Origin of the sequence: Hyunsoonleella aquatilis (assembly GCF_014270105.1) — a bacterium.
Taxonomy (GTDB): Bacteria; Bacteroidota; Bacteroidia; order Flavobacteriales; family Flavobacteriaceae; genus Jejuia; species Jejuia aquatilis.
The window spans coordinates 696,397-722,022 of sequence record NZ_JACNMF010000003.1 but is presented as its reverse complement, the minus strand read 5'-3'; the positions used below and the strand labels follow the sequence as shown (position 1 = coordinate 722,022).

Annotated in this window: 21 protein-coding genes and 1 other RNA gene; 13 read left to right on the top strand and 9 right to left on the bottom strand. The window is 38.0% G+C overall.

Annotated features, from left to right (window positions below; all coding sequences use genetic code 11):
* Positions 1–150: 150 nt before the first annotated feature.
* Both H7U19_RS11775 and rnpB read left to right on the top strand, forming a co-directional pair.
* The gene (locus H7U19_RS11775) at positions 151–1,743 is read left to right on the top strand and encodes a hypothetical protein (RefSeq protein WP_186562567.1); all 1,593 of its coding nucleotides are present in this window, start codon (positions 151–153) and stop codon (positions 1,741–1,743) included.
* Between the two features lie 213 nt (positions 1,744–1,956).
* Positions 1,957–2,268, top strand: an RNA gene (gene rnpB / locus H7U19_RS11770) — RNase P RNA component class A.
* A gap of 68 nt (positions 2,269–2,336) precedes the next feature.
* Here the strand turns inward: rnpB and H7U19_RS11765 are convergent.
* From H7U19_RS11765 to H7U19_RS11745, 5 genes are all read right to left on the bottom strand, one after another.
* A complete protein-coding gene (locus H7U19_RS11765; protein ID WP_186562565.1) occupies positions 2,337–3,092 on the bottom strand; it encodes a hypothetical protein in 756 nt (251 codons plus the stop codon).
* Positions 3,093–3,113: 21 nt separating this feature from the next.
* Positions 3,114–4,022 carry a nuclear transport factor 2 family protein gene (locus H7U19_RS11760; RefSeq protein ID WP_186562563.1) on the bottom strand — a complete coding sequence of 303 codons (909 nt, stop codon included), beginning with the start codon at positions 4,020–4,022 and terminating at the stop codon, positions 3,114–3,116.
* Positions 4,023–4,189: 167 nt separating this feature from the next.
* Positions 4,190–4,723, bottom strand: a complete 534-nt coding sequence (locus H7U19_RS11755; RefSeq protein WP_186562561.1) for an RsmD family RNA methyltransferase — start codon at positions 4,721–4,723, stop codon at positions 4,190–4,192.
* Positions 4,723–5,547 carry a DUF3822 family protein gene (locus H7U19_RS11750; protein ID WP_186562559.1) on the bottom strand — a complete coding sequence of 275 codons (825 nt, stop codon included), beginning with the start codon at positions 5,545–5,547 and terminating at the stop codon, positions 4,723–4,725. Before H7U19_RS11750 ends, H7U19_RS11755 begins: the two co-directional genes overlap by 1 nt.
* Positions 5,525–6,274: a hypothetical protein gene (locus tag H7U19_RS11745; protein WP_186562558.1), complete on the bottom strand. Its 750-nt coding sequence runs from the start codon at positions 6,272–6,274 to the stop codon at positions 5,525–5,527. The genes H7U19_RS11750 and H7U19_RS11745 overlap by 23 nt, the downstream gene beginning before the upstream one ends.
* Positions 6,275–6,404: 130 nt before the next feature.
* Between H7U19_RS11745 and H7U19_RS11740 the strand changes: the two genes are divergently transcribed.
* The 6 genes from H7U19_RS11740 to H7U19_RS11715 all read left to right on the top strand — a co-directional run bounded on the left by H7U19_RS11740 (position 6,405) and on the right by H7U19_RS11715 (position 11,597).
* Positions 6,405–7,829, top strand: a complete 1,425-nt coding sequence (locus tag H7U19_RS11740) for an ATP-dependent DNA helicase (RefSeq protein WP_186562556.1) — start codon at positions 6,405–6,407, stop codon at positions 7,827–7,829.
* An 8-nt stretch (positions 7,830–7,837) separates the two neighbouring features.
* Positions 7,838–8,413, top strand: coding sequence for a DUF4126 family protein (locus tag H7U19_RS11735; RefSeq protein WP_186562645.1), 576 nt, complete (start codon positions 7,838–7,840; stop codon positions 8,411–8,413).
* Between the two features lie 28 nt (positions 8,414–8,441).
* Complete coding sequence (kdsB, locus tag H7U19_RS11730) at positions 8,442–9,170, top strand: 3-deoxy-manno-octulosonate cytidylyltransferase (RefSeq protein ID WP_246454783.1); 729 nt, start codon at positions 8,442–8,444, stop codon at positions 9,168–9,170.
* Positions 9,161–9,877, top strand: coding sequence for an HAD family hydrolase (locus H7U19_RS11725; RefSeq protein ID WP_186562554.1), 717 nt, complete (start codon positions 9,161–9,163; stop codon positions 9,875–9,877). The genes kdsB and H7U19_RS11725 overlap by 10 nt, the downstream gene beginning before the upstream one ends.
* Before the next feature lie 87 nt (positions 9,878–9,964).
* The gene (locus H7U19_RS11720; protein ID WP_246454777.1) at positions 9,965–11,047 is read left to right on the top strand and encodes an iron-containing alcohol dehydrogenase family protein; all 1,083 of its coding nucleotides are present in this window, start codon (positions 9,965–9,967) and stop codon (positions 11,045–11,047) included.
* 1 nt (position 11,048) lies between these two features.
* The gene (locus H7U19_RS11715) at positions 11,049–11,597 is read left to right on the top strand and encodes a 1-acyl-sn-glycerol-3-phosphate acyltransferase (RefSeq protein WP_186562552.1); all 549 of its coding nucleotides are present in this window, start codon (positions 11,049–11,051) and stop codon (positions 11,595–11,597) included.
* Positions 11,598–11,764: 167 nt separating this feature from the next.
* Here the strand turns inward: H7U19_RS11715 and H7U19_RS11710 are convergent, their stop codons facing one another.
* The 3 genes from H7U19_RS11710 to H7U19_RS11700 form a co-directional block, all read right to left on the bottom strand.
* Positions 11,765–14,380, bottom strand: coding sequence for a zinc-dependent metalloprotease (locus H7U19_RS11710; protein WP_186562550.1), 2,616 nt, complete (start codon positions 14,378–14,380; stop codon positions 11,765–11,767).
* Between the two features lie 223 nt (positions 14,381–14,603).
* Positions 14,604–15,632, bottom strand: a complete 1,029-nt coding sequence (locus H7U19_RS11705; RefSeq protein ID WP_186562548.1) for a ThuA domain-containing protein — start codon at positions 15,630–15,632, stop codon at positions 14,604–14,606.
* A 322-nt stretch (positions 15,633–15,954) separates the two neighbouring features.
* A complete protein-coding gene (locus H7U19_RS11700; protein WP_186562546.1) occupies positions 15,955–16,455 on the bottom strand; it encodes a hypothetical protein in 501 nt (166 codons plus the stop codon).
* Between the two features lie 134 nt (positions 16,456–16,589).
* On the opposite strand from H7U19_RS11700, the gene H7U19_RS11695 reads away from it, so the two are divergent.
* Positions 16,590–19,505, top strand: coding sequence for an FAD-binding and (Fe-S)-binding domain-containing protein (locus H7U19_RS11695; protein WP_186562544.1), 2,916 nt, complete (start codon positions 16,590–16,592; stop codon positions 19,503–19,505).
* Between the two features lie 99 nt (positions 19,506–19,604).
* Here H7U19_RS11695 and H7U19_RS11690 read toward each other — a convergent pair whose 3' ends face one another.
* Positions 19,605–20,450, bottom strand: coding sequence for a UDP-2,3-diacylglucosamine diphosphatase (locus tag H7U19_RS11690; protein WP_186562542.1), 846 nt, complete (start codon positions 20,448–20,450; stop codon positions 19,605–19,607).
* 379 nt (positions 20,451–20,829) lie between these two features.
* On the opposite strand from H7U19_RS11690, the gene aroC reads away from it, so the two are divergent.
* The 4 genes from aroC (at position 20,830) to gshB (ending at position 25,596) form a co-directional block, all read left to right on the top strand.
* On the top strand, positions 20,830–21,888 hold the full coding sequence (aroC, locus tag H7U19_RS11685; protein WP_186562540.1) for a chorismate synthase: 1,059 nt from the start codon (positions 20,830–20,832) through the stop codon (positions 21,886–21,888).
* A gap of 98 nt (positions 21,889–21,986) precedes the next feature.
* Positions 21,987–22,496: an acyl-CoA thioesterase gene (locus H7U19_RS11680; RefSeq protein ID WP_186562538.1), complete on the top strand. Its 510-nt coding sequence runs from the start codon at positions 21,987–21,989 to the stop codon at positions 22,494–22,496.
* Between the two features lie 546 nt (positions 22,497–23,042).
* Entirely contained in the window at positions 23,043–24,368 is a 1,326-nt protein-coding gene (locus H7U19_RS11675) for a dicarboxylate/amino acid:cation symporter (RefSeq protein WP_186562536.1), read from the top strand.
* A gap of 190 nt (positions 24,369–24,558) precedes the next feature.
* Entirely contained in the window at positions 24,559–25,596 is a 1,038-nt protein-coding gene (gene gshB / locus H7U19_RS11670) for a glutathione synthase (protein ID WP_186562534.1), read from the top strand.
* The last annotated feature ends 30 nt before the right edge of the window (positions 25,597–25,626 follow it).

Below are 25,626 nucleotides of genomic sequence, written 5' to 3'. Positions count from 1 at the left end.
CGATAAACTTCAATATAGCGGAAGCATACCTAAGTCTTAGTAGTATAATCTTATTTAATTGTGAGAAAACCGGTTTAAAGAAAAACTCCTACATATTAAATATTATTTTTGCAAAAGTATGCTATTGACAAACCATTAAAACTTATACCTATGAAAATCTACATTATTACTTTAAGCCTATTTTGTTTTGGCTTTTTAAGAGCCCAAAACAACTTGTCAAAAGACTACACATACACTGTTGGTGAGCCATATGAAAACATTGAAGAAGCACCAAATGGCTATTGGCCGTTCTATTATGCTTTTAAAGACAACCAAATATTAACCGTAAAGCGTAACAGGAAGCAACTGATCATTCAAAAACTAGACACGGAAACCCTTAAACTTATTTCTTCTAAAGAAATTATTGATCTACCTAAAAACAACATGCAAGAAAAAATTGCATGCCTAGATAACAAATATTACTACTTTTACTCTAGTTGGTCTGGAAAAAAAACGAGACACGAAAGACTCTATTACAAAGAAATAGATTTTAAAAAAGGAGTTTTATCTGATAAATCAAACTTATTAGTAGATATTCCTGAAAAAATAAAAAGCTTCATGGGTTTAGATAAATTTACTATCAAAAGCTCAAGAGACAGTTCTAATCTGATGGTTAAGTATTCCAAAATCCCAAAGGTTAAAAATAATAACAAAAGTTATGAATTAATAGGGTTACATGTTTTTGAAAAAGACCTTGGCGAAATATGGTCTAAAGATTACAAAATACCTCATACCGAGACCAAAACGGAAATTATTGATTATCAGATAAGCGTGTCCGGAGATGTTTACATGCTTTTAAAAGTATTTCATGATAATAGTGAGAAAGATAAGAAAAGAGGTAAAGATGGGGCTCAAAATTATCATATAGAAATCCATAAAATCTCCAAAGATTCTGAAGACACCTTAAAGATAGATCTAGATGATAAGTTTATTAATGGAATTAATATGCATCTAAACAAATCAGGAAAACTTATAGTTTCTGGTTTTTATACAAAAGGCAGGGTCAAGGAAAGGTATATTAGCAATAATACTGATGGTGTTTTTATTTTTAGCTTCGATAAAGATGATAATTTAATTTATAAAAAAACGCATGAAATTCCCTTGAGTATTTTAAAACAATATGAAAGTGATAAAGCGAATAAAAAGTTAAGCAAAAAAGAAGCTAAAAATGACGCTGAGTTTCCGTATTTAGCACCTAAATATTTAGGTATAAATGAAACTGGTATCACGTTAATCGGAGAACAGTTTTTTGAAACAGAATATAAAGGGAGATTTAGGCAACACTATCATGATATGCTTATTACAAAATTAGACGATAAAGGGGATTTATTATGGATGAAAAAATTACCAAAAAGACAGAAAAGAGGTAAAGACGAAACACTTAGTGAATTATCCTTTTCCTATTTTTTAAGTAACCAATACCATCATTTAATCTTCCTTGACAATATTAAGAATATTGAGCTTCCTTTAAACAAGGTTCCAAACTTGCATATCGGTGGTTATGGTGGCTATTTAACAGTTTATAAAATTAACGATGGTCAAGGTACAGTAAACAAAGAGGCTATTTTTGACACGAACAAAGTAGGAAAAAACAAGCTTGAAATAAATTACATAAATGATAGACTGATTGAGATCTCTGAAAGCGAATTCATTATTGAAGTGCTTTCGAAAAAAGGAAATAGGTTAATTAAAGTTAGTTTTTAACCTATTGGCATCTAAAATTAAAAAAATCCAGTAGTCAGTCATTTTTAAAATGAACACAATGCTAATCTAGAGGTTAAGGATTGAAGAGGAAAGCCTACGGCGACCATAGGAGCGAGGACTTGTAACGGAAAGCCCGACCCGACCTTAGGAGGGTAGCGCCCAAATTCTTTTTATTATTTGGATTTTGGAATTGGAGAGTTGTATTTTTACCCGTGAGCAGATTACCTTATCGCGGTGACGATTAATGTCACCGAGGAAAGTCCGAACACCGCAGTGCAGCATAGTGGTTAACAGCCACCGGCCGTGAGGTCAGGAAAAGTGCAACAGAAAGTATGTACGGGTAAGGCCGTAGTGAAATCAGGTAAACTCTATGTGGTGCAATGCCATGTATACCAGCGTTTAGGGTGGCACGCCCGATGCTGGAGGGTAGGTAGCTAGAGCGTACTGGCAACAGTGCGCCAAGATAAATGATGGGGGTCACGCTTTGTCGTGATACAGAATTCGGCTTATAGATTTGCTCGGGCATAAATAAACCCTTCTTGAATTTTCAAGAAGGGTTTATCGTTAAAATTGGTTGGTGACTAATTAAATAATTATTGGGTTTTAGGTGAATAGGATAAATCCCTTCTAATTTCACCTGTAACTTCTTCCATTTTTGTGGCGTAGTTCATGACTTTCATAAAGGTTTCGTAGCGGTCTGGGCCTAATACTTTTTTGTTCTCCTCCGTTTTGGTGGCAGAATCTATAGCATCTTTACTAGACATGGCTACCAAATAATAATTGTCCGTAGTCCCGAAACCTGTATGGTACACTCTGTAATGATTTTTAGAACCCTTGGAAGCAAACATTTCCTTTACGGCTTTCATGCCTTCCTTCATCTTTTGGCTGTCTTTGGGCAAATAATGGATAAAGTAAAAATCGCGGTAATCCTGTCCCTCCTGCGCCTGAGACATGCCATCGGGCATATAGCTAAGTTCTTCCATAAGTACTATGACATAGTCGTAGTGCGAGTTGTAGCATTGGTCAAACTTATCGAACATGGCCCCAAAATCCTTGCCCATGGCTTTGGCCATATCAGCAAATGGTCTTTGGTCCAAATCCGCAAAATTTTCAATTGGAGAGACATATAGATACCTAAAATCGTCCATTGTGGTAGCCAGCCACTTGCCTGGAAAATTGTGCTCAACGCAGGCTGCATTAAACTCTTTGGCTATTTTTTCATAATCCATCATTTTTGATGGCAAAACATTGTCCTGATGTACTCGGTACATTTTTTGGTAGGCCTGAGAAGCGTTTAGTGTGAGGCAAAATAAAAATGCCAATACGATTGTCTTTTTGATAGTTTTCATAGTTTGAAATATTTATGGTTTTTAGTTTAAAGATTTGCCTAATTGTTGCATTAGGGTTAATTGATCGTAATAAAGGTGTTCATATTTGAGTTTGCCCTCATCGTCATATTGTAATCTAGATAATCCATTTACATCTATTTTCTTTCCTGTAGCCGGAATTCCGGAAAATTCGCCATCGTGTGTTCCGGTTGCTTTCCAGTGTACAAAAATGGCGTTTTCAACGATGGTAGAAGTATGTAGAAGTTCCACTTTGAAATCAGAAAAACCCTTAAAAAATGGAGAAATATTTGTTTCAAGTTCGCTACTTCCTTCAGCAATTATTTTATCATTATGAAATCTTTTGTAATCCTTGGACAATAGGTCGCCTAAGACTGAAGCATCTTTTTTGTTAAGAAACTCCCCAATAAAAGTATCGATACTAGCACGGATGTTTTTGTCTGCATCAGACATGCTGGCGATAGCTTTGAATTCTCCATTCATGGCTGTGCCATCAAAATACACATGCTCTTCAACAATTTTCCCATCTACAAACTGAACAGCTAAATGCACTGGGATAGTCAACTCTTTTTTTGTAGTTGCAAAAGTGCCTTTGTGTGTCCCCCAATAGTAAACCCAAGTTTCATCTTCCTTATCTAAAACCATTTCTATGTACTCCTTGTCGTGGTTAAATCCATAAGAAGACATGGCACCTGCCATAGTTTTTAGTTCTTTTGCCCTTTCGGAAACCTTCATGGGCTTATTAGAATTAACAAATATTTTTGCAGTATCGGAAAAATGACTTTGCCATTTCTCCCAGTCTCCCGCTTCGTAAGCTGCAATTCCAGACTTTAATGTATTAGTTTCGGCCGATTCAGCGAAGTAGCGCTTTGGCTCGTTCTGGCAGGCAATAAAGAATAAAGACCCGAGTAAGAGTAAACATAATTTTCTCATTTGAATATGATTTTAGTTAGTAATTTAAATTAAAACCATACACAAATAACACAAAAAGAGATAGCTTTTTACGTGATGAGAGAAGTTTCAAGAGTGTCTGGGACACTTAGGGAGATGTCTAAGGTACTAAAAAAAAGAGCGGATTTCAATTAACAAATGTTAATAACCTACTCAAAAAATGAAAATACAGAGCCACCATATTTTTTTTGGTAGCCAAAATTGGGTAATTGGGATAAGTCAGTATGTTTGGAATGCTCAATGATTAAGATGCCATCGTCCAGTAACAATCTGTTTTGAAAAATGAGCTCGGGGATTTTGGCAAACTGAGCAATATCAAAATTATACGGGGGGTCTGCAAAAATCAAATTGCTTTTTATACGGGTCTGTTCCAAAAACTTGAAAACATCACTTTTGATTGTGGAAATAGGCATTTCAAATTGTTCAGTTATTTGGTTTATGAATTTTATACAACCAAAATGTTGATCCACGCTGGTAATGCTTTCAGTGCCCCTTGAGGCGAATTCATAACTGATATTTCCTGTTCCGGCAAACAAATCCAATACCGTAACCTCATCAAAATAGTAATGATTGTTTAAAATATTGAATAGGGATTCCTTTGCCATATCCGTCGTTGGACGTACAGGTAGATTTTTAGGTGCTACAATTCTTCGGCCTTTATATTCCCCTGATATAATGCGCATTAAAAGCTATTGATTAGAGTAAAGTGAGAATAGTCTGTAACTGGTTTCTTCGAATAGTTATAACCATCATTTCGTTTACCAAAACTTAAATGCCGGATATATTTGTGCGCAATTTCATAAAGTGCATCACCTTCCTCAATATTCCCCAAAAACACCAAATTGAAAGTCTCGGGGTCGAGTTCCAGTTGCTCTGAAGTAAATAGGATATAGTAGATAAAATCTTCAGGGTTTTTGTAATCAAAGGTGTTGTATAGTTTCAATTTTTCCGTGTCTAGAACAATAACCTCAAAGTGAGAATTGCAAACATGCACGTACATTTTTTGGGTGTCATTTTCCTTCTCGGCCCGCAAGATATGTTCTATTAAAACTGTGGAAAAATGCTTAAAAGTAAACTCTCCAAATTTGCTGTAGATATAATTGTTGATATTCACATAGGGCACATAAACATTCATGCAATCGTTTACATCAATAGGGTCATAAGTGATAAAATCAGATTTTAATATTTTAGAATTGAACTTCAAGTAATCTGCCAAAAAATCTTCATTGAACAAAGGTTTAGGCACTAGCGTGGATAAATCATTTTCATGGATCAATTGGATATCGTCAAAAGTATTTTGAAGAGCTTCTTCACTTTCAAACAAAGCTTTCAATTGATCCAGCGCCTCAAAGGGATTTACTTTTTTGTCAAATTTGATTTCCTTCATTGAGGTAATAGTATCCGAAGTTGTGCGCAGGATACAAAAAGAAAGTCCACTCAAACTAATTTGAATGGACAGTTTATGATTGGATAGTGTGTTACTACTATTGCTCTTCTTTAGTGTCATAAAATTTGGCCCAATTCCCGGTGGTTTGTGCTTCTTCCATGGAGCCAATTCTAATGGCATCGCCTTGTACACCAACAACTGATGATATTACCTCATTTTCAACATTGATAAGGTTTTTGTCTTGATCATGCAAAACAACTTCCTTTTTAACAAGAGCTTCAAATACTGGAATTCTAATATCGTTCTGCTCAATAAATCCTGCTTTCAGTTCAAACTTAGAACCAGGTTTTCCAACAGGAACGTTCATCATTCTCTTGTATCTATCGGAATCCTTGAAAATGGAATCTTTTACTGATTTTGTGCCTAAAGTATCAATAATAACTATGTCCTTAAAAGTCTCCACACCTCCATACCTTCGGGTTAGTTCTTCGTCTACAACACTGGAATCTCTACGCTGGGTCAATGTAAACTTGGCTGTATCAATAAACTTTACTAGGTTGTCAAAATCACTAGCAAATTTCCCTGTTACTTGCTTGTGCGCTAATTGTGCATCCCTGATATCCTTCAACTGATCAATGACGACTTGATAGCGCTTTTCTTTTAGCTTATTAAACTTAATTGGGCCGTAAACTGACATAAACGTGTTGTATGCCAGAAGGCCAATCAAAGCCCAAAGAGCCAAAATTAAAACAGGTTTAAGTTTTTTCGGTAAGAACTTATCAACTAGCTTTACCAAGCCAATTGTCACCAAAATGGCACCAACGATTACTAAAATTATTTTTAACATGGTCTCTTATTTCGTTAAAAGTTTATTAATGGTCTTTCGCAAATCTACAATTTTTTTTTAATGGTTAAAACCTATTATGAACAAAAATCATTTCTATATTTGGATAATTTCTAACCTATTTTGCTGCTGAATGACATCTTCTGAATTTTATTCGCTTATAAAACAAGACTTTGCCTTTCAGCCTACCTTAAAACAAGATATTGTCCTTCAACAACTTTCTGAATTTATTTTTAGCAAAGCGGCTAATTCACTTTATGTTTTAAAGGGTTACGCGGGTACTGGAAAAACCACTATTGTAAGTACAATTGTAACCAATATGTGGAAAGCAAAAATGAGTGCTATTTTATTGGCGCCCACGGGAAGAGCTGCAAAGGTAATCGCAAATTATTCTAAAAAGGAAGCTTTCACTATCCATAAGAAAATATACTTTCCAAAGAAGAGTAGCGGCGGTGGTGTGAAATTCATATTGCAACCTAATAAGCATAAAAACACCGTCTTTATAGTGGACGAAGCATCAATGATTCCCGATACACCGGGGGATTCAAAACTCTTTGAAAACGGTTCGCTTTTGGATGATTTGATGCAGTATGTATATTCAGGCCATCGCTGTAAGCTTTTGCTTATTGGGGATACGGCCCAATTGCCCCCGGTAAAATTGGACATCAGTCCAGCTTTGGACGAAAACAAATTGGCTTTAAACTACAATAAAGAGGTGAGGCGCATGGAACTCGATGAAGTGGTAAGACAGGAACAGGATTCTGGTATTTTAGCCAATGCCACAGGTTTAAGGGAGGCCCTGTCCAATGAGTTTCTTGATGGTTTTAGGTTTGAAATTCAAGGCTTTAAAGATATTGTTAGGCTGGTGGACGGCTATGAAATTATGGATGCCATTAATGATGCTTACGGTAATTTAGGCTACGAGGAAACTGCCATTATCGTGCGCAGTAATAAGCGGGCCAACATGTATAATCAACAGATTCGGAGCAGGATTTTGTTTAATGAAAATGAACTGAGTGCGGGCGATTATTTAATGGTTGTTAAAAACAACTATTTTTGGATTAAACCAACTACAGAAGCCGGGTTTATCGCCAATGGGGATATTGTTGAAGTTCTTGAGATTTTTAGGATTGAAGAATTGTATGGTTTTCGCTTTGCGGAAGTAAAAATCCGAATGGTGGATTATCCGCGTATGCGACCTTTTGAAACAGTATTGTTGTTGGATACCATTCATGCTGAAACCCCCTCCTTATCTTATGATGATTCCAATAGGCTATATCAAGAGGTAATGAAGGATTTTGAAAATGAAACGAGCAATTATAAAAAATTCTTAAAAGTGAAGAATAACAAGCACTTTAATGCCCTACAGGTTAAATTTTCTTATGCCATTACTTGCCATAAATCCCAAGGTGGGCAGTGGCATACCGTGTTTGTGGAACAACCCTATTTGCCCAATGGCATTGATAGTGATTACTTAAGGTGGCTCTATACTGCCGTAACCCGAGCCACGGAAAAATTGTATCTTATCGGTTTTAAAGATGATTTTTTTGAGCACTAATTTTTATGATTGAAAGCGAAACCATTATAAGTATTTGTTTGGGGATTGGCTTGGCGGCTTCTGTCGGATTTAGGGTCTTTTTACCTTTGTTTGCTTTAAGTTTAGCCTCCTATTTTGATGTTTGGCAACTGAACGCTTCCTGGGAATGGTTGGGGAGTATGCCTGCGTTGATAACCCTTGGTGTTGCTACTTTGGTGGAAATTTTTGCTTACTTCATTCCATATGTTGATAACCTTCTGGACAGCATTGCAGTGCCCTTAGCGGCTATTGCAGGTACCGCGGTTGTGCTATCCACAGCGGCTGATATGAGTCCTGTCGTGACGTGGGCATTGGCTATCATTGCTGGAGGAGGAACGGCAGTAGCAATTGCTGGAAGTTCGGGTACAACGCGCTTGGCATCTACCGCTACAACTGGCGGTTTGGCAAACCCTGTAGTAAGTACTATTGAAACCGGTACCTCTTTAGTAATGTCAGCTATCTCCATTTTTTTACCCGTTGTTGCTATTATCCTTGTAACAATTATTTTATTTATAATTTTCAAATTATACCGCCGTTTGAAACCCAGACAAACTATAAATAATTAGTTATTTTTGAATCTGAAATTGAATGCACATGAAAATAATTTCAATGATCCCCGCGCGTTATAGTGCCTCAAGATTCCCTGGTAAATTGATGCAGGATTTACATGGCAAAACCGTTATTCTTCGCACATACGAGGCCACGGTAGCTACTGGCCTTTTTGATGATGTTATCGTGGTAACCGATAGTGATATCATCTTTAATGAAATTGAAAGGAATGGAGGCAAGGTCATGATGAGTCAAAAGGAGCACGCCAGTGGTAGTGACAGGATTGCAGAAGCTGTTGGACAATTGGATATAGATGTGGTTGTCAACGTTCAGGGCGATGAACCTTTTACGGATTCGATGTCCTTGAGCAAATTGATTGAAGTGTTTAAAGAAGATGACAAAAAAGAAGTAGATCTGGCCTCTTTGATGGTTCATATTGAAGATGAGAAAGAGATAAATAATCCTAATACCGTTAAAGTGGTTATTGACCAATCCAATTTTGCCTTATACTTCTCCCGTAGCCCTATTCCGTATCCAAGAGATAAAGAAGTAGACGTTAAATATTACAAGCATAAAGGGGTGTATGCCTTTAGAAAACAAGCCCTTTTAGACTTTTCTCGCTTACCAATGATGACCTTGGAGGCGTCGGAAAAACTGGAGCAACTAAGATATTTGGAATACGGAAAACGCATAAAAATGGTTGAAACTGACGTTCAAGGTGTTGAAATTGATACCCCCGAAGATTTAGAACGTGCCAAAAAATTATGGAAATAAACTACGACGATATAAAAGTTATCGGCTTTGATGCCGATGATACCTTATGGGTAAACGAAACCTATTTTCGCGAAGCTGAAGAGGCCTTTGCCAAATTACTTTCAGAATACGAAACGCCCAATAAGATTGATCAGGAATTGTTCAAAATGGAAATTGGGAATTTGGGACTCTATGGCTATGGGGTAAAAGCGTTTACCCTATCCATGGTGGAATGTGCCTTGGAACTTTCCAATTACAACCTACCGAGCAGAAAAATGAACAAGATTTTGGACATTGGCAAAACCATGCTCAACAAGCCCGTGGAACTTTTGGACGGGGTAGAGGAGGTCTTAAAATCGCTTTCCAAAAAATACAGGTTAATATTAGCCACAAAAGGTGACTTACTAGACCAAGAGCGGAAATTGGAAAAATCGGGACTGACCTCTTATTTTCATCATATTGAGGTACTTAGCGATAAGAAAGAAAACAACTATGCTAAGCTTTTAAAGCATTTGGATATCAACCCCGGTGAGTTTTTGATGATTGGGAATTCCCTGAAATCGGACGTATTGCCTTTGGTAAATATTGGAGCAAAAGCGATTCATGTTCCGTTTCACACCACATGGGCGCATGAAGAGGTAACAGAAAAGGAGACCAATGGTAAGACTTATAAAACCCTAAATTCACTGCGGGATGTTTTGCGGATTTTACCCGAAAATCAAACCTAGATATGCGATGTAAGGAAACTTTCATTCTATTTCAACCTGTAGAATTAAAATAATATTATTTTTACCCCTTGTAAAGAAGACGGATTCATGAGCTATAAAAACTTTCCAATGGTGCCAAGAGTTGTTTTTGGCCGAGGTAGTTTCGATCAATTAGGTGAATTAATTGAACCTAAACGTTTAAATATTAATGCACCATTTATCTTCTTGGTAGATGATGTTTTTAAGCTGGATGGAGAACTAACCTCAAGAATTCCGCTAGCTTATAACGACCGGATTATTTACGTTTCCGCCGAAGAGGAACCGAAAACCTCACAGGTGGATGAATTGGTGGAAAGTATCATTGTAACCTCCAAAGAACGGCCATCAGGAATAATTGGTATCGGGGGAGGTACCATTTTGGATTTGGCCAAGGCTGTTGCCATTATGTTGACGAATAACGGAAAATCTGAGGATTATCAGGGATGGGATTTGGTCAAAAATAAGGCCGTGTATCACGTAGGAATTCCCACTATCTCAGGAACTGGATCGGAAGTCTCCCGAACAACTGTATTAACTGGTCCAAAACGAAAGTTGGGCATCAATTCAGATTATACACCTTTTGACCAGGTTGTACTGGACCCAGAGCTGACTAACGGCGTACCGAAGGACCAATGGTTCTACACAGGAATGGACTGTTTTATCCATAGTGTCGAGTCTCTGAACGGTACCTATTTAAATGCATTTAGTAAAACTTACGGCGAAATGGCCTATGGCCTCTGCAAGGAAATTTATTTAAATGGTGGTTTACCTGCTAAAGAAGCTCAAGATAAATTGATGATGGCGTCATGGCACGGAGGCATGAGCATTGCCTATTCGCAGGTTGGTGTTGCGCATGCCGTGAGTTATGGATTATCTTATTTATTGGGCACCAAACACGGTATAGGCAATTGTATTGTATTTAATCATCTGGAGGAGTTTTATCCAAAGGATGTTGCGCTTTTTAAAACTATGATTGCAAAGCACGATATCCAATTGCCAAAGGGTATTTGTTCGGATTTAAGCGAATCTGATTTGAATATAATGATTGATGTCGCTTTGGGATTGGGACCCCTATGGGAAAATGCCGTTGGTAAAAACTGGAAAAAAACCATAACGCCTAAAAAGCTCAAGGAACTTTATCTCAAGATGTAACATGAAGCGGAGGCTGGCTAAATTTATTTACTTCAAAATATTAGGCTGGCATGTTGATGGGCATTACATAACGCTTCAAAGTATTAAAAAAGCAGTAATTATTGCCGTTCCGCACACCAGCTGGCACGATTTTTACATTGGTATTTTAGTAAGAGGTGTATTGGGCATAAAGGTGAATTTTGTAGGCAAAAAAGAACTGTTTGTTTTTCCTTTCGGATATTTTTTCAGGGCACTGGGGGGAAGGCCAATAGACAGACACAATAAGCAGAATAAAGTTCAGGCCATAGCAAAACTGTTTGAGAACAATGAAAACTTTAAGTTGGCATTGGCTCCTGAAGGCACACGTAGAAAGGTTGAACAATGGAGGACAGGTTTTTACTACATTGCCAAAGAGGCAAATGTCCCCATTGTGATGTTCACCCTAGATTTTGAAAACAAAAAAAACACGTTTTCAAAACCATTTTATCCAACGAGTAACGTGGATGCCGATTTCAAATTTATGTATCGTTTTTTTAAGGGTGTTAAAGGTAAAATTCCGGAATATTCTTAAGATTATTTTGACTTATGGCATGGAGTTTGCTTTAAGTAAAATAGGTTTATGAAACATAAAGTAAACAATTCATTGTCCCTAAAAAGAAACATAGGCCGGCTAAAGAAAATTAAGCTACTACAAAACCCAAATTGAAGTAGCTTTTTTTTTATTGCAATTACTCAGGGTTATTTCAGCTCTTCCAAGCCATTATCAATTAAAATTCGCAAATGTTGTTTGTGGGCTCTTGAGGACAAGTTGCCTGATGGAGAAGCCATTGTACGGATTCGCTTTAAATGGTACAGCGCCATAGATTTTGCTTGGTGCGTATACTTCGAGCTTAGTGTTCCGTTCAAAACATTTAAAAGCATTCGCGTATATTCCAATTGAAGGTTTTGTCTAAAGGAATTTACATTTCCATAAATATCTGCCTTGAAAATTGCATCGTTCAAATCGCTCATCACCGATGCCAATTTATACTTGTTGCCGTACAATTCAGAATCTGAAATTCTTTGCAGGGTATTTGGGTGTAACAAATGATTCAACACGCTTTTCTGATTTGCAAGAATTTGCTTGTGTATTTTAGGATCTTCAGGATATGCGCTCATTAAGAAATTAGAGCCTCTTCTTTGAATGGCCAAATAATTCAGCAGGTCTTCAGCTGGTTTCAAAGCGTCTGGAGCAAAAATATTTTGGTGTAAAAAGGTCATCGCCCGCTTTTGGTCTTCCAGTTTAACAGGGATGTAGGGCTTTGTGCCCCCTTCCTGACCAGCCACGGCTCTGTCCAAATAAACGCCTCCGATATATCTGCTAACCACACCGGCATGAATGCGTTTATAGGTGTTGAGGATGTTATAGGCCCTAGTAAGCTCGTGATAAGATTGGCCTTCGGTGGTTAGTTTTGATTTTAAATTCTTGATCAGTCCATCAAATAATTCATATTGCATCTGTGCATAAAGAATAGGGTCATTTGATAAATCAAAAATATTGACTCGAGGGTCGATACCCTTGCCTGCGGAACGCATATCGTCACCATCGTTACCAAAAATCAATTGAGGTTCGGTGGATCTGTTCAATAGTGCCTCGCGTTCTTCATCAGAATTAAAAGGGGTATAACCGGCCTGAATTGCCCATATATCATAAGGACCAACGCTAACATCGAAAAAATGCCCCTGTTTGCTCAGGTCTTTGGTCAAGTTTATCATGGTATAATCCATCACGGAGGCAGTAAGGCATTTTCCTTGGATAAAGTTGGGGTCAGCCAATTCTTCGGGAGAAAACAAATAGCTTGCCTTCATGTTATGGTACAACCCTAACGTATGCCCAATTTCATGCATCACGGTGGACGTCAGTCCTTCTTTGGTTAATCGGCTCAAACTTTCAGAATCGTTTTCGCTATGCTTGATATAGGCTTCTCCAACCAATAAATTAGCACTCATTTGCTGACCAACACTGCATGATAAATGGTCGCTTTCAGAATTTAATGAATAGAATGAATGTTCAATTTGTAAACCTGAGTGGGCTTCATCAAACAATTTACTGCTAAAATCCCTATTGCTTATCATGCTGAATTCCAGCATAATGTCCGCTCCCAAAATCTCCCCGGTTTTTGGGTTCACCATTCTGGGGCCGTAGCCTCCGAATACAGGTTTGTGAGTTGAGGTCCATCTCAAAACATTGTATCGAATATCTCCGGCATCCCAATCCGCATCATCTGGTTGTTGTTTGACGACTATGGCATTTTTGAAACCTGCTTTCTCAAAAGCTTTGTTCCATTCAAGCACTGCATTTGTAATGGTTTCCCGCCATTCAATTGGGGTGGTATTTTCAAGCCACCAAGTAATGGGCTTTACAGGCTCAGAAATTGCCAATTCTGGATGTTTCTTTTTGAGCTTCCAGCGATTAATTAAGTCTCTATATGGTGTGGGTGAAGTTGAAGTTTTATCATCGACCTCTGTAATGAAAAAACCCACTCTTGGATCGTCAAACCTAACCTCATAGTCGTCCTCAGGCATGGAGATAAAGCAATGCAAGAACTCAATGCTTACATTCCTCGGGTCCGCCAGGGCTTTCGAGCCTTCTTGATATGTTGATGCTTTGGAGTATACATACTCCACGGATACATTCAAGTTTTCAGGATAATTATTAATGGCCTTTATTTTAGACTTATTTTTATCTAAGTTTCCTAATGTAAAAGGTTTTGGAGGGGCTTTAGGAGATTTTACAGGTTTTACCTGTTGAAAAGTTTCTTTTAAAAACAATTCATTCGGATTGATAAGATACTGTCCCTGCTTTTCATCGGAGGCTTCAATTTTTAAACTAGCAACGATTCCATGAGAAATATTAGCCTCTTTGGATTTTGATAATGCATTGTTTGGGTCAAAATAAAAGGAAGTATTTTGTTTTATAAACTCAATTTTGTTAAAATGCTTCTTAATTTTGAAAACAGAAGTTGGTTGGTAGATGCCTCTGTTCAGTCGCCCAGCATCGGTGCCACCATTTGCAACCTGCGAAAAATAGATAAACTCCTTATCAAGTTGTTCTTTTTCAATTAGCATATGTACAGCACCAGTTAGGGTGTCTTGATAGATGGTAAATAGCCCATCAATTTTTACACTTCCTTTAACTAAGTCCTGAATAGTTTTTTTTGAATTTTTCTTGACCTGGGTGACACGGTTCTCTATATTTTGTTTCTTTTTTTTGTTCCTTCTTTGATTTTGAGCTGAAGATTGAAATGGTAAAATACTTAAAGCTAGAAGGATAGCAAAAGCAGTGCTAATGGTTTTAAATTTGAAAGCAATCATATTTGTGTGACTAAAATTATGTCTTTATAAATGAATCCCACAAATTTAAGTATTAACCAAAAGAAGATTATAGTTTAAAATGTTAAATGAAGTTAAAATATACACATAGGAATAGAAATAGGGTAACAGATTCATATTTATAATCAATAGAAATATAAATGTTTCAATATGTAAGTTTGGTGCTTTGGAAAATTTTCGATTACAAGGATTTGAAACTTTATTTTTAGCGATTCCAAGTTCTCGAGCTTGATTTAATGGTGTTGGGAAAATCTTTAGGGATGCTTTGGGTCACTTTACCTGTGGCTGCCCATTCCGCTCCACGCTGAAGCGTTGTGATGAAACCAACACATTCAATGGAGTAGTCCATATGGCCTAGTGTGGTGTGAAAAATACGCCCTTTATGGTAGTCAATAGCCAAGAGCATAGGCTCGTGCCTGCCAGTGCGCTTTTCACCGTTTTTTTTATCAGAGTAGGCTGTGGCCAAAATGGTCATATTTTCAGCAGGTCCCCTTAGCTTTTCATATAATTCATCTTTGGTATGCAACCAATCATTGGGCAACCCTTTCATTATTGGATGTTCCGGAGCCCTCGTAGTTATAACAAATTCACTTTGCTTACCGTGTTGCCCACAATTTCCTTTTGACTTATCGTATTCAATCTTGTTTTCTAAATTATAAAACACGTAAGGTCCAGATTTTTCAGTTCTGCCTCCCCAGGCTCCAAGACCTATCATTTTATTGTACTCGTCCCAATCGCCCCATGCATTACTGGCAGCGTGAACAATAATTAGACCTCCTCCACCTTTAATAAAGTCGACAAAATTCTTCTTGGTCTGCTCTGGCCAATGGGATGATTTCCAGCCTAAATTATTCACTACCACATCATATTTACTAAAGTCGGGGTTAAATTTGGGATCAAATCTTGTGGAATCCAGTGAAGTCCTTTTTACGCCATCATCAAAAGGATATAATTCTAATAGCTGTTCAATGCTATCCAAGCCTTTAACGTTGTGATGAGGCCCAACCCAATTGTATTGTTTTCTGGCAATATCCACGTCAAAAAGTCCAGTCTGCTCTAAATAATCCTTCATCATAAAGGTGCTTTTTGGCCAAATTCCATGATTGTTCTCACCATCGATAATCAGGGCTTTTAGTTTTTCTTGTGTTTGCGTTTCTGCCGGTTTGGTTTTGTTTTTGCAACTACTTAACACAAGACAACACATCAAAAGCACTATAATCCGAAAAGGTTTCATTTAGTAAGGTTTCAACAATTTCCAGAAAGATATAAAAAAGAGAAATAATTGTGCTAGGAAAAAATCCCATTCCACAGAAAAAAGTTAAACTTTTTTAGCGAACGTTTAGATCTTTCCATGAATTTGCCCATAACCCAGCTAGGCCTGGTCACTTTTTATTTCGGTAACACTGCCGCGACCGATAAAACCCTATTTGATGGTTTCATATTTTGAAATAAACTAATAGCTCCTCAAATATATTTCACTTAAAACTGGATTTAAAACATTTGGTCATAAAAAAAGCACCACAAAAATGGTGCCTCGGTACTTTATACAAGTATGTCTAGAATTGGTATCTCACTCCGATTCCAATATCAAAATCCAAATCATTATTGTCATAAGTACTGCTGCCAAATCCAATTTCTGGTCTAAAATCAATCGACACCAACAAAGGGAAGTCAAAGTTGTATTCAATACCCACGTTTCCAGCGGCAAACAAAAAGGTATCGGTAATATCGCCTGTCGGAAGATCAAATCTCCATGAAGACAAGCCTGCTCCCGGGCCGGCATACCAATTAAAACCGCCATCGATATTCCAAACCCATTGGTAAATACCGGTAAGTTTAACCCCTCTGAAATCAAAACCTCTTCTGGTGCCGTAGCGCCACCCAAAGTCAGCTTCCAAGCGGTTGTTTTCCTTCAAAGCTCTTTGATAGGAGATTTCTGCACCAAATGCATTACTGTCCCCTAAGCGAAGGCCAATGGCGTTTTCCGCTATTTCTTGTGCTCCTGATGTCAATGTAAACCCTAATAATATGGCTACTAATGCTATTAATTTTCTCATAAGTTTTTAGTTTTTTATCTTTCCTAATATACGTCCATTCCATACGAATAGATTATTACGATATTGTAAAGCTCTAGCAAAAATAACGCCAAAATTGTCCCTATATTTACCCATATCCTAGAATTTTTAACGCGATGTCCTTAAAACTCTTAGAATCAAAACTTTCGGGTGAGCTATTGTATGATGACTTGATAAAAGCTTTGTATGCCACGGATGCATCAGTGTACAGAATGTTGCCACTTGCAGTAGCATACCCCAAGGATGAAGAAGATATCAAGTTGTTGATTCAATACGCCAAACAAGAGAGTACTTCTTTGATTCCGAGGACGGCCGGTACGTCTTTGGCAGGGCAATGTGTAGGAAAGGGTATTGTGGTTGATGTTTCTAAACACTTCACTAAAATTTTAAAGGTGAATGAAACCTCCAAAACCGTTACCGTGCAACCAGGGGTAGTTCGGGATGCCTTGAATAATTACCTTAAACCTTATGGCTTATTTTTTGGGCCTAATACCTCAACCTCAAATCGGTGTATGATAGGAGGGATGGTCGGTAATAATTCTTCAGGTACTACTTCTATAAAATATGGGGTAACACGGGATAAGGTTTTAGGGCTTAAAACGATTTTGAGCGATGGAAGCGAGGTTGTTTTTGGTGAATTGTTGTCGGAGGAATTCATGAAGAAAACAAAGTTGGACACTTTGGAAGGTGAAATTTATCAATCTATTTATGATGAATTAAAGCCTAAATCTGTTCAAAAGGAAATAAATGAAAAGTTTCCAAAACCGGAAATCCACCGAAGGAATACGGGCTATGCTATAGATGCATTGATTGACACCGATATTTTTTCTGAAGGTGAAGAAGAATTCAATATGTGCAAACTGCTTTCGGGGAGCGAGGGTACTTTGGCGTTTACTACCGAAATTACTTTGCAGTTAGATGATTTGCCACCTGAGCACAGAATCATGGTAGCGGCACATTTTGAAAGTATCGAAAGTTGTTTGCTGGCTGTTGTGCCTGCAATGAAACACAATTTGTACACTTGCGAAATGATGGATAAAACCATTTTGGACTGTACAAAACGCAATAAAACCCAACAAGAGAACAGACAGTTTTTGGTGGGAGATCCTGAAGCTATTTTGATGTGTGAAGTGAAATCTAATAATTTCGAGGACGTCAAAAATCAGGCCGACTTATTGGTGAAGGCTTTAGAAAAATCAGGTTTAAGTTATGCCAATCCCATTCTGGTGGGTAATGACATTGATAAGGCTGTCCATTTGAGAAGCGCTGGACTTGGGCTGTTGGGCAATATTGTTGGCGATAAAAAGTCCGTAGCCTGTATCGAGGATACTGCCGTGGTTTTGGATGATTTGGCGGATTATATTGGGGAGTTTACTGCATTAATGGCAACATATAGTCAAAATGCAATTTATTATGCCCACGCCGGTGCAGGTGAGTTGCATTTGCGTCCTATTTTGGATTTAAAACAAAAAGAGGACGTAAAACTATTTCGAAAAATCACAAGGGATGTAGCGCAACTGGTCAAAAAGTACAATGGTTCTTTTAGTGGTGAACATGGCGATGGGATAGTGCGGGCTGAGTTTATTCCGTTGATGATTGGGGAGGCCAACTACCAAATTTTAAAACGAATAAAACAGGTTTTTGATCCTGAAAATATCTTTAATCCTGGGAAAATCGTGGATGCCTATCCTATGGACAAATCCTTAAGGTATGAACCTGATAGGGCAGAGCCTGAAATAGAAACCATAATGGATTTTTCCCATTCTCAAGGAATTCTTCGTGAAGCGGAAAAATGTAATGGCTCAGGGGATTGTAGGAAACTCCCCGAATTTGGAGGTACTATGTGCCCGAGTTACAGGGCCACCAGAAACGAAAAGGACACGACCAGAGGGAGGGCAAATGCCTTAAGGGAATTTTTGACAAATTCCGAAAAGTCGAACAAATTCAATCATAAAGAATTAAAGGAGGTATTTGATTTGTGTTTAAGTTGTAAGGCCTGTGCTAGTGAGTGCCCCAGTAGTGTGGATGTTGCCAGTTTAAAAGCTGAGTTTCAGTATCAATATCAGAAGGAGAATGGATATAGTTTTAGCAATAAGTTTTTTGCAAAATCTACGAAGTACAATAAAATAGCTTCCAGAGCCCCCAAGTTTTATAATTGGTTATTTCAAAATAAATTTACATCTGGCATCATTAAGAATACTTTAGGAGTCCATTCCCAAAGAAGTCTTCCCAGAGTTTCAGAATCTTATATAAGTTGGGCTAATTTTTCCGATTGGATTGATGGTAATGATTATACACCTAAACCTATAAAGTCCGTTTACCTTTTTGTCGACGAGTTTACAAATTATTTGGACTCTCAAATAGCCATTGATTTAGAAATATTGATGGAGGTTTTGAATTATAAGTTGATTTATATTCATCATTTTGAAAGCGGAAGAAGTTACCTATCCAAAGGTTTCCTTGAAGAAGCCAAAAAACTGGCAAATCAAAACGTAGGTGTTTTTAAAGATTTAATTTCAGAGAAAACCCCATTAATAGGAATTGAGCCTTCAGCAATTTTAACCTTTAAAGATGAATATTTAAAACTTGCTGATGACAAAGCTTCAGCAGAAAAAATTGCCAAACATACCTTTTTAATCGAAGAGTTTTTACAGAAAGAAATTGAATTGGGCAATATCACTTCAGACCAATTCACTTCCGAATCCAAAACAATTAAATTTCATGGGCATTGCCATCAAAAGGCATTAAGTAATCAATTGTCCAGTTTTTCAGTTTTAAACCTTCCAAAGAATTATAAAGTCACCATGATACCTAGTGGTTGTTGCGGTATGGCGGGCAGTTTTGGATACGAAAAGGAACATTACGAAGTCAGCATGCAAATCGGTGAGCAAACCCTGTTTCCTACCGTACGGAAGTCCGGCAATGATGTCATTATTGCTACCAATGGTACCAGTTGTAGGCATCAAATAAAAGATGGAACGGGTAGGATAGCCCAACACCCAATTACCATTTTAAAAGAGGCGCTTATTTAGTAATCAGTTGGCAGTTTTCAGTCTTCATGAGGTACTACTTTTTAATCCGTAGAAAGTTATGGAGGAACCTTTGCGTCTTTGCACCTTTGCGAGAAAAAATCACTTGTTTTTCTGCCCTTTATCCACGATAGTAATGGCGGCAATCAAATCTTTTACCTCCATTTCCTTCACGTCTTCATCGGCAAAGAACGGGGAGAGCTTATCATGACTGTAATTATAGATTTTCCAGCGTTTAAATTGGTATTCCAAAGCGGTAAAATTTTCGATCCAATCTCCAGAGTTAAGGTACATGGTTCTGCCGTGCTTGTTTTCCCTAATTTCCATTTTGGGTTGGTGGATATGGCCACACACCACATAATCGTAGCCATTTTCAATGGCGAGCTCAGCAATCACTTTTTCGTAATCTGAAACAAACTTTATGGCACCTTTTACGCCATTTTTAATTTTTTTGGAAAGTGAATACCGCTCTTTGCCCATCTTGGATAAAACCCAGTTGGTTATGCGGTTTAACAAAATCAGAAAATCATAGCCGTAACCTCCAAGTTTGGCTAACCATTTGGCATTTTGAATGGAAATATCGAACACATCGCCATGAAAAAACCAACCCTTTTTACCATCAATGTCCAAAACCAATTTATCTACAATCGAAATATTTCCAATAGTAGTATCGCTGAATTTCCGCAACATTTCGTCGTGGTTGCCTGTAATGTAAGTCACCTCAACACCATCTGCGGCAAAGTCCATAATTTTCTTAATCACTTTTAAGTGGGATTTTGGAAAATAGCGCTTGCTAAACTGCCATATATCTACAATATCGCCGTTTAAAATCAGTTTTTTGGGATTGATGCTGTTTAAGTAGGTTAATAATTGTTTGGCATGACAGCCGTAGGTGCCTAAATGCACATCGGAGATTACCGCAATTTCTACTTTACGTTTTGTTTTCAATGGGGTATTCGTGGTTGGTAAATTCGTATTTGTTCACATTACAAATAACTATTTTTAGTATTATGTGAAGATTATCTGGCAATTAACTAATTATCAGGTTATTGTTACGCGAATGTTAAGATGAAGGGTGTTTTGACTGGGTTGAAAATTAGTGTAATTCATGGCTAAAGTTTATTAAAGAAAAATTCCTAGGGGCTGAGCCCCTAGGTTTCCATTGAAATTGTCATTCCCATTGATCCCGATAGCTATCGGGAGGAATCTAAATAAAGAATTTGATAGTTTTTGTCTTGAACTGAAAATGGAAAATTGAATATATTTTTAGGTGATGCACTAGGAAGGTTCGGCAATAAATTCTTTATTTTAGCGGAAAATTTTGATTATGGCTGGAAATTCCTTTGGAAAACTATTCAATTTGACAACTTATGGCGAATCACACGGGCCTGCATTGGGCGGTGTTATCGATGGTTGCCCTCCGGGAATTGAGTTGGATATGGATGCCATTCAAAATGAACTTAACAGACGTAAACCTGGCCAATCGGCAATTGTTACCCAACGCAAAGAACCGGATTCTGTAAAGTTCTATTCTGGTATTTTTGAGGGGGTAACTACAGGAACTCCAATAGGTTTCGTTATTGAAAACACCAATCAAAAATCCCATGATTACTCGCATATAAAAGATAGTTACAGACCCAGCCATGCGGATTATACCTATGATAAAAAATACGGTATCCGAGATTACCGCGGTGGTGGGCGTAGTTCGGCGCGGGAAACGGCGTGTAGGGTAGTGGCAGGAGCCATTGCAAAGCAAGTGCTTAAGGATGTAGAAGTTTATGCCTATGTTTCTGGTGTCGGTACGATGAAATTGAATAAACCTTATTCGGAACTGGACTTGACAAAAATTGAGTCTAACATTGTCCGTTGCCCAGATGAAACTATGGCCTCGGAAATGGAGCAATATATTAAGGAAGTGCGAAGTAAAGGTGATACGGTGGGCGGCATTATTAGTTGTGTGGTTAAAAATGTGCCGGTCGGTTTGGGCGAGCCGGTTTTTGATAAATTACATGCCGAATTGGGTAAAGCCATGTTGTCCATAAACGCCGTAAAAGGCTTTGAATATGGTAGCGGTTTCCATGGTAGTGCCATGTACGGTAGCGAGCATAACGATGCCTTTAATACCGATGGTAGTACAAAAACCAACTATTCCGGGGGCATTCAAGGTGGCATTAGTAATGGGATGGATATTTATTTTAATGTTGCATTCAAACCGGTAGCTACCTTAATTCAGAAATACGAAACCATTGATAAAAAAGGCGACATCGTCCAAATGCAGGGTAAAGGCCGTCACGATCCTTGTGTAGTGCCAAGAGCCGTTCCTATTGTTGAAGCTATGGCTGCTTTGGTGTTGGCTGATTTTTATTTGATCAATAAGATTTACTAGAAGTTTTGTTGAGCTCAACTTTTCTTTTGGGCATTTCAAAAAAGTCGTATTAACTTTAAACTTTCATCAATAGTGATATGGTTTACTACTGGCTTCACATGTTGTACATTTTCATCGGTTCCCGTCTCTTTTGGAAACGGGTGGATTTAGAAGCCGACCTTAGCCGAAACCGAAGGGTTAGTATTTTGGATTGCGAGGGATTTCGTTTTATGTCCAATGCCAAATACTTTTATTACATGGATTTAATCAGATTTGAAATTTTGTTTCGTTCGGATTTGTATAAGGCCACGATTAAAAAAGGGATGTTTCCAGTACTTGGTTCTCAAAAAATCATTTACAAAAAGCCGTTAAAGCGATGGCAAAAATTTAAAATCACGCTGGTGCTTGAAGGCTGGGAAGACCATTGGGCATACCATCGGCAGATATTTACCAGAAACGGGGAGGTGTATGCCATCGGCATTACGAAAGTGGGGTTTTGGAAAAACCGTGAAACCCAAGATATGCGTACCATCCTTGCGGAAAGTGGCATTACCATGAAGGATAAAATTGCACCTGCAGAAATAACAAATCTTTTTAATAAGGATTATGATATTCTGAAAAAAGCCTAAAATACTTATCTTGTAAACCATATTTATATTAAATGACTCCTCGAACATTATTCAGCATAATCATAAAAGTTTTATCGCTCTTAATTATCGTTAATGCCATTTTACCGATAGTGCCGAATCTTTTTTTTTGGGTTGAATCTGACACATCTACGTTTTTCTTTATGACGGGAATGATATTGCTCTACATTGCTTTGGTTTACTTTATGCTTTTTAGGACTGACTTTATAGTTGATAAATTACGATTAGGAAAAGGTTTTACTGAAGACAAATTTGATTTTTCGAATGCTCAAAGTGAATTCATAATAAAAATTTCCTGTATTATCATTGGGCTTTACTTGATATGCACTCATTTGGCTTACCTTATTTATGAATTCTTTATTTATTTTCAAAGAAATGCATCGGTCAACCAAATTACCGGTGAAACCTATATTGAATCCAATACTTATGAGCTGTACATAAACCTTATATCTGTTGCTGTCGGAATGATTGCAATCGGAATGCGAAAACAGATAAGCAATTTTTTCACGTCAAAATCATAAAGAATATATGAAAAAACTAGCATTGCATTGGAAAATTATCATCGGAATGGTCCTCGGGATCATTTTTGGTTTTATTATGAACGGAATTGATGGGGGGAGAGGTTTTGTAATCGATTGGATTTCACCCTTTGGTACCATTTTTATAAATCTTTTAAAACTAATTGCGGTGCCTTTGATTTTGGCCTCGCTGATCAAAGGGATCTCCGATTTAAAGGATATTTCGAAAATAAAGTCGATGGGATTACGGACGGTGAGTATTTATATTTGCACAACTTTAGTGGCCATCATTATTGGTTTGAGTATTGTAAACACATTGCAGCCGGGCAAGGGAATGCCACAGGATACCATTGAAAAGATCAAATTAAAATATGAAAACGATGCAGGCGTTACTGATAAATTGATGAAAGCCTCGGCCCAAAAGGACGCGGGGCCTTTAAAGGCTTTGGTGGATATTTTTCCAAGCAATATTTTTCAATCTTTTGCCAATGCCTCAATGTTGCAAGTGATATTTTTTGCACTATTTGTTGGGATTTCTTTATTGCTAATAGGGGAAGAAAAGGCCAAGCCATTGGTCAAGTTTTTTGATAGCCTAAATGAAGTGGTCATGAAAATGGTGGATTTGATTATGCTATTTGCACCTTACGCGGTTTTTGCTCTTTTAGCTAATGTGATTATCGCTTTTGATGATACTGAAATTTTGATAAAACTGTTGTATTACGCCCTTTGCGTGGTCGGTGGTTTAGTGCTGATGATTGTATTCTATTTGATTATTTTAAGTGTTTACACCAAAAAGTCGCCCATTTGGTTTTTGCAGGAAATCAGCCCCGCGCAACTTTTGGCGTTTTCCACCAGCAGTAGTGCGGCCACATTGCCGGTAACCATGGAACGCGTGGAGGAACATTTGGGAGTGGATAAAGAAGTTTCGGGGTTTGTGCTTCCCGTTGGAGCCACTGTAAATATGGATGGTACCAGTTTATATCAGGGCATTGCTGCAGTTTTTATTATGCAAGTGATTTGGCCCGAGGGCTTAACATTTACCAATCAATTGGTGATTATTTTAACGGCCCTATTGGCGTCTATTGGCAGTGCTGCGGTGCCATCGGCAGGCATGGTAATGTTGGTGATTGTATTGGAATCTATTGGTTTTCCTGCGGAATTATTACCTATTGGATTGGCATTGATTTTTGCGGTGGACAGGCCTCTGGATATGTGCCGCACTGTAGTTAACGTTACTGGTGACGCGACAGTTTCCATGATGGTGGCCAAATCTTTGAATAAACTTCACGACCCTCAACCGAAAGAGTGGGATGACCACTATGACGAAGTGAAGTAAATCCTGAAGTTGGCGGGTAGGCCTGCGTTAGGGATTGTAGAGGAAAGCCCACAGCGCCCCACTAAAAGGGCGCGAGGACTTGGAACGGAAAGCCCGACCCGTAGGGTAACGCCCTAATAAAAGAACCTCATGCTTGTTTTGTGATGTTCTAAAAATCTTATTACATTTATAACAATCCAAAAAACGCTTTATGAATATTTGTTTTATTATGTATCCCTGGGAAAACATTGACCCGGATAACGATACGACCCTCGCTTTAATAAAGGAATGTGTGAAACGTAAGCACGGCGTGGCCATGTGCATTCCAGCGGATTTGACGATTAGAAACAGTGTAACAACAGCCAATTGTAAGGTGATAAATAGGATGGATAAAACACCGTCTTCGTTGAAGTCGTTTTACAACAAGGCTGAAATCAGGGAGGAGATGTTGCCCTTGGCTGGTTTTGATGTGATTTTTTTCAGGGCTAATCCTCCGTTGGACCCCATTATGCTTAATTTTTTGGATTCTGTTAAGGACGATGTGTTTATTATGAATTCTCTTGAGGGGATGCGGGAGGCGAATAACAAATTGTACACCGCGGCCTTTGGCGATGCCCACAGCAATATTATTCCGGCGACCCATGTTTCAAAAAGTAAGCGCTATTTGATTAAGCAAATAAAAGAATCTAAAGCGGATAAAATGATTTTGAAACCCTTGAACGGCTATGGTGGTTCGGGTGTGATTCTTATTGAAAAATCGGCGATGAGCAATATAAATTCGTTATTGGATTTTTATATTAATAATAGCGATGGCACTTCTAGTTACGTGATTTTACAGGACTATATTGAAGGAGCAGATCAGGGAGATGTGCGTATTTTAATTTTGAATGGCGAGCCAGTTGGCGCGATGAAACGGGTTCCGGGGAGTGATGACCACCGCTCGAATGTGTCGGCAGGAGGGAGTGTTCAGAAACATTCCTTGACCAAGGAAGAAAAGGCACTTTGTAAACAAATTGGCCCTAAACTTGTTAACGATGGCCTTTATTTTGTGGGCATTGATGTGATTGGGGGCAAGTTGGTGGAAGTGAATGTGATGTCGCCCGGTGGTATTACTTACATCAATAAAGTGTACAAATTGAAAACAAAAATTGAAGAAAAGGTGATTGACTTTATTGAAATGAAAGTGATGGACAAATTACAGGCTTTTGATAGACGTACACGATTGAGAAAAACGGTTCAGGATGCTTGATTTTTTTAGTTGCTTTTGATCAGAAGTGAT